Below are 10,788 nucleotides of genomic sequence, written 5' to 3' on the forward strand. Positions count from 1 at the left end.
CACGCCTAAAATCTAAAAAAGAGCAAAAAAATACTAAAAATTACAAAAGTCTAAAAAATCCAAAAGTTGAGAAAAAAATTCGCTATTACAATAGTCTATGACATAGATTATTGTAATAGCGAATAAACACATAAAGTGTTTATATCGCGTATTAAAAAATCTACGGAAATGTGGAAAGGGGTTTTAGTCCCTTGTAAAATCAGGTCATGCTCAAACAGCTTTCCAACAGTCTGAAATAGAACGTTCGTTTTAGTCCCTTGTAAAATCAGGTCATGCTCAAACCGACTATCCGCAAATTCCGTTTGACAGGGAGAATTATAGCTTTTCTATGCTTAAAATATCCTGAAATAGCCATTTTGCAAGGTGTTTAGGCTTTATAGTAGCGTAGTATGCGGGGTTGTGTGGATTTGAAATTTTGCATTTTTTGCATTATTTTTGGATTTTTGGTGGGATTTTAAAATTTTTTTTAGAATTTTTTATGTGGATTTTGGTGTTTTTTTTGATAGTTTTTTGGGGTGTTTTTAGAGTTTGGATGTTTTTTATGGATTTTAGATACTTGGGTTTATTGCGAAATCTAAGTCTAACAAAAAAATTTGTCATTGAAAGCGGATTTTGACAAATCAAAATCCGCGTGGCAATCTATCCACGACAAAAACTTGTCATATTGAGGTTTCGTAAGAAAACCGAAGTATCTCAAAGTGTAGCTTCTTTAGAAAATCTAAAAACACAAATAGGGATACTTCGGGCTACGCCCTCAGTATGACAAATGTTTTTTTTGTTTTTATGGATTGCCACGCGTTATAATTTACATAAAAGCAAATTCTAATCACCTGCGATAACCCCATTCCATTGTCATATTGAGCGCAAGCGAAATATCTCTACAAATAGATTGCCACGCATTGCATTTTTTATGCAATGCTCGCAATGACGGAAGTAAAATCAAATTGCTTACAATGACGGCGCGAGCGTGGATTGCCGTGTGTTAGATTTTTGTAGCTTTTGGCAAAGTCGCAAAAACTCGCAATGACAAAAATGCAGATTCTAGCAAGAAACCCACCCCCTAACCCCCTCCGCAAGGGAGGGGGAATCAAAAGAGTCCCTCCCCTTGCGGGAGGGATTTAGGGTGGGGTATAAAATCCGCAAGGGAGGGGGAATCAAAAGAATTGCCACGCAAAATCGTTATATTTTACACACAAAGCAAAAGCAGTTTATGCGATATGTCAATGCGCCACTGCTTCGCTTATGCCTATGCCACTTTGGGCGCGAAAATCTTGTGCGCTAAATCCATCTTTATCGATTTTAGCTCGCTTGCTAGAATCTGATTTTGAAATCGCCCAAATTGCGATAAAAGTGAGAGGCATAGAAAAAATCGCGGGGTGATTATATGGGAAAATCGCGCTCTCAAACCCTAGCACACTTACCCACACGCTAGGGCTTAGTAGCACAAGTGCTAGCACGCATACAAGCCCGATAATTCCGCCATAAAGCACGCCATTTGTAGTCAAGTTTTTCCAATAAATGCAAAGCAAGATTATGGGGAAATTTACACTTGCTGCGATTGCAAAGGCAAGCCCCACCATAAATGCAATATTTTGTCCCTCAAAGGCTAGCCCTAGCACAATGGCTAAAACGCCGATTCCAATGGTTGAGGCTTTTGTTACGCGCATTTCGGTTTGTGGGTCGCATTTGCCATCTTTGCAGACATTGACAAACAAATCGTGGCTTATCGCTCCAGCACCCGAAATCGTAAGCCCTGCTACCACCGCGAGAATCGTAGCAAACGCTACTGCAGAAATAAAGCCTAAGAAAATATCCCCACCTAGCACTTTTGATAAAAGCACAGCTTCCATATTTGGCGGGATAAGGCTTTTGCCATCTTCGCTGATAAATTCAGGGTTGCCTAGCAAAAACGCAATCGCTCCAAAACCGATGATAAAGGTAAGAATGTAGAAATACCCGATTAGCCCTGTGGCATAAAATACGGATTTTCGCGCTTCTTTAGCATTTTTGACCGTGAAAAATCGCATAAGAATATGGGGCAATCCTGCTGTGCCAAACATTAGCGCAAGTCCTAGTGAAATCGCGCTCACAGGGTCTGGCAAAAATGTGCCCGGCTCCATTATGGCTGAACCTTTTGAATGGTTTGAAATAGCCATTTCAAAATACCTGTGCAAATCAAATCCACTCATATACAAAATCATAATCGCCATAAATGTCGCTCCACCTAGCAGTAAGCAAGCCTTTATGATTTGCACCCAAGTGGTGGCGTGCATTCCGCCAAAGGTTACATAGCAAATCATTAACACGCCCACGATAATAATCGCATAAGAATAAGGCAGTCCAAAAAGCACTTGGATTAGCCCGCCTGCGCCTACCATTTGGGCGATAAGATAAAACATAACCACGCTTAAACCAGAGATGGCTGAAATGGTGCGAACGCGTTTTGATTCTAAACGATAGGCGATAATATCTGCAAAGGTATATTTGCCTAAGTTGCGGAATTTTTCAGCGATAAGAAAAAGCACGATAGGCCACCCTACCAAAAATCCAACCGAATAAATTAGTCCATCAAAACCATTTGCAAATACAAGCCCTATGATTCCAAGAAAGCTCGCCGCACTCATATAATCCCCCGCTATGGCGATACCATTTTGCATTCCTGTGATATTGCCTCCAGCGGTATAAAATCCCTGCGTAGAAGTGGAAACTTTGCTTGAAAAATAAGTGATTCCAAGTGTGGCAAGGACAAATACTAAAAACATTCCAATGGCAAAATAATTGCGCTCGCCTTGTGAAAATGAGCTCGTATCAAGCCCCGCAGCATTTGCAAGGCTAAGGATTCCAAATGCACTAAATAATATAAACTTTTTCATTTTGCACCTCCATTGATATTGTTGTGTCGTGTATTTATGTTTTGTGTGTCGCCTTTTATCATTTCTTCTAGCGCACCGCTATCTTGCAAATCCTCGATGATTTCAGACTGCTCTTTGTCAAAGTATTTGTTTGCAAAAAGCGTGTAAATACCCGTGCTAGCGATAGATACCACGATGATTGTGATACCCCACAAAATCCCTAGCGTAACCGAGCTAGGTCCTAGCCGATAGCCTAACATCTCAGGAAAAAATCCCACGCTTAAAACAAAGGCATAATAACAAACTAAAATCACAAGCGAGAGATAAACACAAAATCTATTTCTAAATGAAACAAATTTGTAAAATCTCTTTTTAGCGTCTTGCACACTTGCTATTTTTCTCATTTTTTCTCCTTTTAGTCTTGGATTTTGCTTTAGCTTTTCGCATAAAGCTTGCTAAAGTTTAAATATTTTTTAACTATTTTGCAAAAAAATGCGACAAAAAATTGACAAAAAAATCATAAATGTTTCTAAAAGTAATGTTTTTGTGAAGTTTGATTTTGGGATTGTGATTAAGATTTTAGCACTTGTTAAGATTGTTTGTTATGGCTTGTTTTTGTTTGATTCTTGTGTTTTTGCCACTCTGCAAAACGCAAAAAAAAAGATTTTTAAGATTTTGTGTTTTTTTTTTTGCTTAATGTTTTTTAGATTTTTGGGATTCAAACTCTTGGGCTAGAAATTTTGCCGTGTAGCTTTGAGATTTTTTGGCATTTTTGATGATGTCTGCTACCTTGCCACTATCGACTACCTTGCCACCTTTTGCCCCGCCTTCTGGTCCCATATCGATGATATAGTCTGCGTTTTTGATTAAATCCAAATTATGCTCCACCACAATCACGCTATTTCCTAGCTCTACTAGGTGGTGAAGCACACGCGTGAGTTTATCCACATCGCCAAAATGTAGCCCTGTGGTAGGCTCATCTAGCACATATAGCGTCCGTCCTGTGTCTTTGCGACTTAGCTCTTTGGCAAGTTTGATTCTTTGCGCTTCCCCGCCACTTAGCGTTAGGGCGTTTTGCCCTAGCTGTATGTAGCCTAGCCCGACATCTTGGAGGGTTTTTAGTTTTTGGTAGATTTTAGGGATTTTGGAGAAAAACTCGCACGCGCTATCCACGCTCATAGATAAAACTTCGGCTATGGATTTTCCTTTGTATTTTATGGCTAGGGTTTGGGGGTTATATTTTGCGCCATTACACAAATCACATTTCACCATTACATCGGGCAAAAAGTGCATTTCTATGCGGATTTCCCCCTCGCCTTGACATTTTTCACATCGCCCACCTTTGACATTAAAACTAAAGCGCGACACGCCAAAACCTAGCATTTTTGCTTCTTTGACTTGGGCAAAAAGTGCGCGGATTTCATCCATCGTGCCTGTGTATGTAGCAGGATTGCTTCTAGGAGTGCGTCCTATGGGCGTTTGGTCTAAATAAATAACTTTGTCTAAATGCTCTAGCCCTAGTATCTCTACGCCATCGCATTTTTTGATTTTCCTAGCGTTGTTTAGGATTTCTTGTGCGACAGGGAGGAGGGTTTGGAGGATTAAAGAGCTTTTGCCAGAGCCACTCACGCCCGTTACGCAGACAAAATTGCCTAGAGGGATTTTCACACTTAGATTTTTTATGTTGTTTATGGTTACGCTTGAGATGCTAAGCCACTCTTTTTGTGGGCGATTTTGCGGATAAAAAATGTCTTTTTTGCGATTGATATAATCCGCAGTGAGCGTGTTTGCATTTAGCATACCACCCAAATCCCCACTATAAATCACCTCCCCACCTAGACTACCCGCTCCCGGTCCTATATCTACGATAAAATCCGCATTTAGTATCGTCTCTCTATCGTGCTCGACTACGATTACGGTATTTCCTTTTTCTTGCAAGTTTCTTAGGGTTTTGATTAGCTTTAGCGTATCTCGCTCGTGAAGCCCGATACTAGGCTCATCTAGCACATACATTACCCCTGTAAGTCCGCTACCGATTTGACTTGCTATGCGGATTCGTTGCGATTCGCCACCGCTTATGGTGCGTGCGTCTCTGCCAAGCGTGAGATAGCCTAACCCCACATCAACTAAAAAAAACAGCCTCTCTCGTATTTCTTTTAAAATCGACTCGGCTATCATCATTTCTTGCGCACTTAGATGGGCGAAATTTGCCTCATTTGCAAAAAAACCATAACTCTCTTCAATCGGCATATCAATGACTTCGCCTATGCCTTTGCTAGAGACTTTGACGCTTAGAGATTCTGGTTTTAGCCTGTGGGCTAGGCATTTATCGCAAGGCTTCTCACTCATAAAATCCGCCAAATCCCTCTCATCTCTAAACATATCGTGCGCTATGGCTAAAATCCCCTTCCACTCGCGTTTTAGCTTGCTCCCTCGCCATTCAAAAACCACTTCTTTTCCACTATTATAAAGCAGGGAATCTTGCTTTTCTTTGCCTAATTCATCAAAACTAGATTTTGTATCAATCCCCTCTGCCCTGCAAAACGCCCTAAATAGCTCGGCATAATAGCTACGATTGTAACCAAAAATGACTTTTATGCCCCCTTCTAACAATGGCAGGGAAGTGTTTAGAATCTTTTTTATATCAAGCGTATATATGCTACCTAGCCCGCCACAATTTTCGCACGCACCTTTGGGGGAGTTAAAACTAAAACTAAGTGGCTCTAAAGGCTCAAAGCTGACTTTGCAATCAAAGCACGCAAAATGCTCTGAATAATGCACTAATTTAGATTCTAGGCTAGAATCTATGCGGGTTTTGGCGTGAAGTTGGGCTTGCAAACCTTTTTGGGAAGAATCTTTTTTAGATTTTTTGGGAGTGGATTCTTTGGAAAGCAAATCTTTAGAGTCGGTTTCTTTGGATTCTAGCGTGTATTCGATTTCGACTTCGCCATAGGATTCATTTAGGGCTTTTTCTATTGCTTGGGCTAATCTTGTTTTGTTTTCATCTGTGTTTGTTAGCCTATCGATTACGACTTTTATGGTGTGTTTTTTGGATTTTGCTAGCTCGATCTCCTCATCAAGCCTAGTGAGGACGCCATTTATCTGTGCACGGACAAAGCCTTTTTGTCGCAAGTCTTGGAGTTTGTCAGCAAAAGCCCCTTTTTTCTCACGCACGATTGGTGCTAAAATCATCATTTTTGCGTTATCTGGCAATGCTAAAACTTGCGAAATAATATCGCTTGAACTCATCTGCGAAATAGGCTTACCACAAAGATGACAATGCTGCTTACCAACCCTTGCATAAAGCAATCGCAAATAATCATAGATTTCAGTAATCGTCCCAACGGTTGAGCGCGGATTTTTAGAAGTAGTCTTTTGGTCGATAGCAATCGCAGGGGTAAGCCCCTCGATTTTATCCACTTCTGGCTTACCTACTCTATCTAAAAACTGCCTAGCATAGCTTGATAGCGACTCGATATATCGCCTCTGCCCCTCCGCATAAAGCGTGTCAAAAGCAAGGGTTGATTTGCCACTGCCTGAAAGCCCTGTGAAAACAACGAGCTTATTTTTGGGGATTGTTAGATTTAGATTTTTTAGGTTATTTTCTTTTGCGCCTATGATATGGATATAATCTTGCATTTTACTACTTTGTTTTGTGGTGGATAGATTTTGCTTTTTAAAAGCGTGCAATGTCTGTTTTACGAATCTATTTTTGCGTAGAATTTATTTTGTAGATTTTACTCAATGATTTTTGGCACTAAGAAAAAATCATCTTTTGTGCTTGGAGCGTTTTTTAGCACTTCTTTTGCGATATTTTGTGCGACATTTTGCGCGACACTTGATGAGTCTATTTCATCAGCTCTTAGCGGTGTTTTTTGCGTGCTTTGCAAGATGACAGAATCCGTATCCACGCTATTTAGATTTTCTACAAAATCCAAAATCTCACTTAGATTTTGCTCTACTTTTTCTTTTTGTGTCTCATCGATCTCTATCATTGCTAATCGTTGCAATTTACCCAAAAGCGCGTCATCAATGTGCATTTTTGCTCCTTATTTTTTGCTATTTTTGCTGATTTTTTAGCGTTTTGCGCGTTTTTTATACCATTTTGGAGGTTTTGACTCTAGGGCTGAGCCCTCAAACATATCATCTACATCGACACCTTTATCGAGCTTTCCTCCCCACGCTTCCAAATCCTGCCTAAAAGATTCTGCATCAGAAAACATACTGCCCATACTCTCTATGGCACTCACATCCCATTTGTTTAACGGCTGATTAAAGGATTTTGCCCCTGCAAACATAGAACTCATATCCTCTACATTTTCGACATTCCACGCATTTAACGGCTGATTAAAGGATTTTGCCCCTGCAAACATATAAGTCATCACCTCTACATTGGTAGTGTCCCATTTATCAAGCGGTTTGTTAAACGAACTTGCATTATGAAACATCGCGTGCATTCGCTCGACATTGCTGACATCCCAATCGTTAATATTTTGGTTAAAGGATTTTGCCCCCTGAAACATAAAACTCATATTTTCCACATTGCTCGTATCCCACAGCTCTATCCCGCTATAATCGCGATTTGCAAGCACATCATCGCCTTTTAACCCTTGAATAGCAAAAAGCGAACTCATATCGGTTATCTTACTTGTGTTGATTTCGCCTAGATTTACATTTGGCTTACGCACAAGTTGCATTAGCTCGTTTTTGGTTTTTGGGAAATATTTATATTTTCTTGTAGCTTTGGTGGCTACTTGTTGGTTGGCATTTGATTTTGGATTGATTTTAGCCACTTCGTTTGCGATTAGGGCTTTTATCTCCTCGATATTGCATTTGCACGCACAGCCACTAAGCCCAAATGCCAATAATGAAATAATTAACATTGTCCATATTGTCCTTTGATTTTGTGTTTGCCTCATTTTCTCTCCTTTTTTAACTTGTTTTAGTGCGTTTTAGCTTATTTAGTTTGTTGTGTAGCATTTTTAAACACTATTTTTTGCCATATCCATTAAATACCATAATGATATTTTGTGGCTTTAGAGCCTTTTATTATAGTCAAAAAATCTAATCCTTTTGCCTACGCAAAAATATATTTATAAAGATTTTTTTTAGCATTGTGGCTAGATTTTCTTTAGTTTTAAATCGTTGCATTGTTGCGTTTTTTTTAAAGCAGATTATTTTTTGCGCGCTTTTAGCATATCTGCGATAAGAAACGCTAGCTCAATGGCTTGCGTAGCGTTTAGTCTTGGATCGCATTGGGTGTTATAGCAGGTGGCTAGATTTGCCTCTGTGATGGCTTGAGAGCCACCGACACATTCTGTTACATTATCGCCTGTCATTTCTAAATGCACTCCTCCAGCGATACCGCCCTCTGCCTCGTGGATAGCAAAAAACGCTTTTATTTCGCTAGCGATTTTGTCAAATGCGCGAGTTTTGTAGCCGTTGTTTGCTTTTATGGTATTTCCGTGCATCGCATCGCTACTCCATAGTATCGCCCTACCCTCGCGTAGCACCTCTCGCAGTAGCTTTGGAAATCGCTCTTGTAGCACACCATCGCCCATTCGCACGATTAGATTTAGTCTGCCCTCCTCATTTTTGGGGTTTAAAATATCACAGATTCCTAGCACCTCATCTTTTGATGCATTTGGTCCTATCTTTACCCCCACAGGATTTTCCACCCCACGCAAAAACTCCAAATGCGCTCCGTCCAAATCCCGCGTGCGCTCGCCTATCCACAGCATATGCGCAGAGCAGTCATACCATTTGCCACTTAGGCTATCTTTGCGCACGAGTTGCTCCTCATAGTTTAGTAGCAATGCTTCGTGGCTTGTGTAAAATTCTGTAATCTTTAGCGCGGGGGTATTTTGCGAGTCGATTCCGCAGGCTTTCATAAAATCCAACGCCTTTGTAATATCTGTGGCTAGCTCTTCGTATTTTTGCCCCAAAGCGTTATTTTTGACAAAATCTAGATTCCACCTATGCACTTCGGCTAAATCCGCTAGCCCACCGCTAGCAAACGCACGCAAAAGGTTTAGCGTAGCGGCACTTTGATGATATGCTTTTAGCATTCGTTCAGGCTGTGGCTCGCGCTTATCCTTACTAAAATCTAGCCCATTTATAATATCCCCGCGATAGCTTGGCAGGCTTTTGCCATCTAGCTCTTCAAAGTCCGCACTTCTAGGCTTGGCAAACTGCCCTGCAAGCCTACCTACTTTGATGATAGGACAACCCCCTGCAAATGTCAAAATCGCGCTCATTTGGATAATCACTTTAAATAAATCGCGGATTCCACTACCGCTAAATTGACTAAAACTCTCCGCACAATCCCCGCCTTGAAGCAAAAACGCCTCGCCCCTTTGAGCTTGCTTAAATCGCTCTTTTAGGCTTCTAGCTTCCCCCGCAAAGACAAGCGGAGGATATGAAGCTAGCTCTTTTTGTATGGATTCTAGTTTGGCTTTGTCGGTGTAGGTTGGGTGCTGTTTTATGGGGAAATTTCTCCAGCTTGTCTTATCCCAGCTTGCGTTATTTTTGCCTGCGCTTTTAGCAAAATCCTGTTTTGAGGTGGAATCTTTTTTTGGCATATTTTCTCCTTTTTTAGTCGCGCTATTTATTTTTGCGCTATTTTTTAGCTAGAGACACATTTATGCAAATGCAAATCATCATTTTATAGCAAATGTCCTAGCTTGGCTTTTTTGGTGGCTAGATATTGCTCATTATGTTTATTTGCCTGTATGATTATCTCACTTCGCTTTACTTTCACAAAGCACGAAATCGCCTCTATCTTTTTAGGATTATTAGTAAGCAATTCTACTTCCTTTATCCCATAATACTCCAAAATCCTCCCCACAATCCCATACTCCCTATCATCGCTACGAAATCCTAGCGCGATATTTGCCTCCACCGTATCATAGCCTTTATCTTGCAGGGCATAGGCATTGACTTTGTTAAAAAGCCCGATTCCCCTGCCTTCTTGACGCAAGTAAATCATTAGCCCACCTTTGCCCTCTTTGTCGCTTGAAGCGATTTTTTGCATAGCTAGGGCTAGTTCGCCACCACAATCGCATTTTTGCGAGCCAAACACATCGCCCGTCAAACACTCTGAATGCACGCGTAGCAATGGCGCAAACGCGCTAAAATCGCTATATTTTGCATTTGTGCCTTGCGCATTTGTCGCTTCATTTTGGGCTAAGATTTTAGCTAGATTTTGACTTAGCGCGACTAAATGTTCTTTTTGATTTTGCAAAAATGACTGAATCACAAAATCCCCAAACTTCGTTGGCAGCTTTGCTTGAGTAGAAATATCTAAATCCATAAAAATCCTTTTTTTGTTTTAAAAACAAGTGATAAAAATAATAAAGCCGTGATTTTAGCACAAATAATACATAAAAATCCAAACTCTAATGACTATAAACGCGCCTTATAAAACGCAACAAACACACGAGAATCTAAAATCTAAAATTTGAAATTTGAAATCTTTAAAATATTAAGTTTCAAATTTTAAACCTAAAATTAAAAACCTAGATTCTAAAGCATAAAGTATAAAAATCTAAAATGGGGTTACTATATTAAAATCTCAAATCTTTTAAATCACAAACCTTTTGAGTCCCAAAACAAAGTGTCTTTAAGCATTTTTGTTGGACTAAGCGCAAGCAAAGTATCCAAAAAAACACATTTTGCAAATAACGCACATTTGCAATTTAATGTGAATTTGCACAAAAGTTTTGAATTTGGATACTTCGCTCACTTCGTTCGCTCAAGTAATGACAAAGAAAGGGCAAACTCTCAATATGGCAAACATTCTGTCATTGTAAGCAATGATTCTGCCATCGTCATTGCGAGCGGATTTGAAAAATCAGCGTGGTAATCTATCATTTTGTCATTTTTCTAAAACAAATCTTTCACCAAAGCTAACCACATTTTTTGATTTTTTTTTGAT

The 10,788-nt window shown here is 40.0% G+C and carries 11 protein-coding genes; 2 read left to right on the top strand and 9 right to left on the bottom strand.

Features of this window, described 5'->3' with window-relative positions:
* Positions 1-631: 631 nt before the first annotated feature.
* A complete protein-coding gene (locus tag ACWIX0_RS11495; RefSeq protein WP_454174134.1) occupies positions 632-763 on the top strand; it encodes a hypothetical protein in 132 nt (43 codons plus the stop codon).
* A gap of 145 nt (positions 764-908) precedes the next feature.
* On the opposite strand, the gene ACWIX0_RS11500 is transcribed toward ACWIX0_RS11495, so the two are convergent.
* The 9 genes from ACWIX0_RS11500 to ribA form a co-directional block, all read right to left on the bottom strand.
* Positions 909-1,091, bottom strand: coding sequence for a hypothetical protein (locus ACWIX0_RS11500; protein ID WP_454174135.1), 183 nt, complete (start codon positions 1,089-1,091; stop codon positions 909-911).
* Positions 1,042-1,170 carry a hypothetical protein gene (locus ACWIX0_RS11505; protein WP_454174136.1) on the bottom strand — a complete coding sequence of 43 codons (129 nt, stop codon included), beginning with the start codon at positions 1,168-1,170 and terminating at the stop codon, positions 1,042-1,044. Before ACWIX0_RS11505 ends, ACWIX0_RS11500 begins: the two co-directional genes overlap by 50 nt.
* A 50-nt stretch (positions 1,171-1,220) precedes the next feature.
* Positions 1,221-2,873, bottom strand: coding sequence for a cation acetate symporter (locus ACWIX0_RS11510; protein WP_454174137.1), 1,653 nt, complete (start codon positions 2,871-2,873; stop codon positions 1,221-1,223).
* Complete coding sequence (locus tag ACWIX0_RS11515) at positions 2,870-3,256, bottom strand: DUF485 domain-containing protein (protein WP_454174138.1); 387 nt, start codon at positions 3,254-3,256, stop codon at positions 2,870-2,872. Before ACWIX0_RS11515 ends, ACWIX0_RS11510 begins: the two co-directional genes overlap by 4 nt.
* Positions 3,257-3,545: 289 nt before the next feature.
* Positions 3,546-6,491, bottom strand: coding sequence for an excinuclease ABC subunit UvrA (gene uvrA / locus ACWIX0_RS11520; RefSeq protein WP_454174139.1), 2,946 nt, complete (start codon positions 6,489-6,491; stop codon positions 3,546-3,548).
* 98 nt (positions 6,492-6,589) lie between these two features.
* Entirely contained in the window at positions 6,590-6,892 is a 303-nt protein-coding gene (gene gatC, locus ACWIX0_RS11525) for an Asp-tRNA(Asn)/Glu-tRNA(Gln) amidotransferase subunit GatC (RefSeq protein WP_454174140.1), read from the bottom strand.
* Between the two features lie 36 nt (positions 6,893-6,928).
* Complete coding sequence (locus ACWIX0_RS11530; protein WP_454174141.1) at positions 6,929-7,771, bottom strand: BspA family leucine-rich repeat surface protein; 843 nt, start codon at positions 7,769-7,771, stop codon at positions 6,929-6,931.
* Between the two features lie 255 nt (positions 7,772-8,026).
* Positions 8,027-9,433, bottom strand: a complete 1,407-nt coding sequence (locus tag ACWIX0_RS11535; protein ID WP_454174142.1) for a class II 3-deoxy-7-phosphoheptulonate synthase — start codon at positions 9,431-9,433, stop codon at positions 8,027-8,029.
* Positions 9,434-9,516: 83 nt separating this feature from the next.
* Positions 9,517-10,164, bottom strand: coding sequence for a GTP cyclohydrolase II (gene ribA / locus ACWIX0_RS11540; protein WP_454174143.1), 648 nt, complete (start codon positions 10,162-10,164; stop codon positions 9,517-9,519).
* 303 nt (positions 10,165-10,467) lie between these two features.
* Between ribA and ACWIX0_RS11545 the strand changes: the two genes are divergently transcribed.
* A complete protein-coding gene (locus ACWIX0_RS11545; protein WP_454174144.1) occupies positions 10,468-10,716 on the top strand; it encodes a hypothetical protein in 249 nt (82 codons plus the stop codon).
* Positions 10,717-10,788 lie beyond the last annotated feature (72 nt).

The organism is Helicobacter sp. T3_23-1059 (assembly GCF_053654515.1).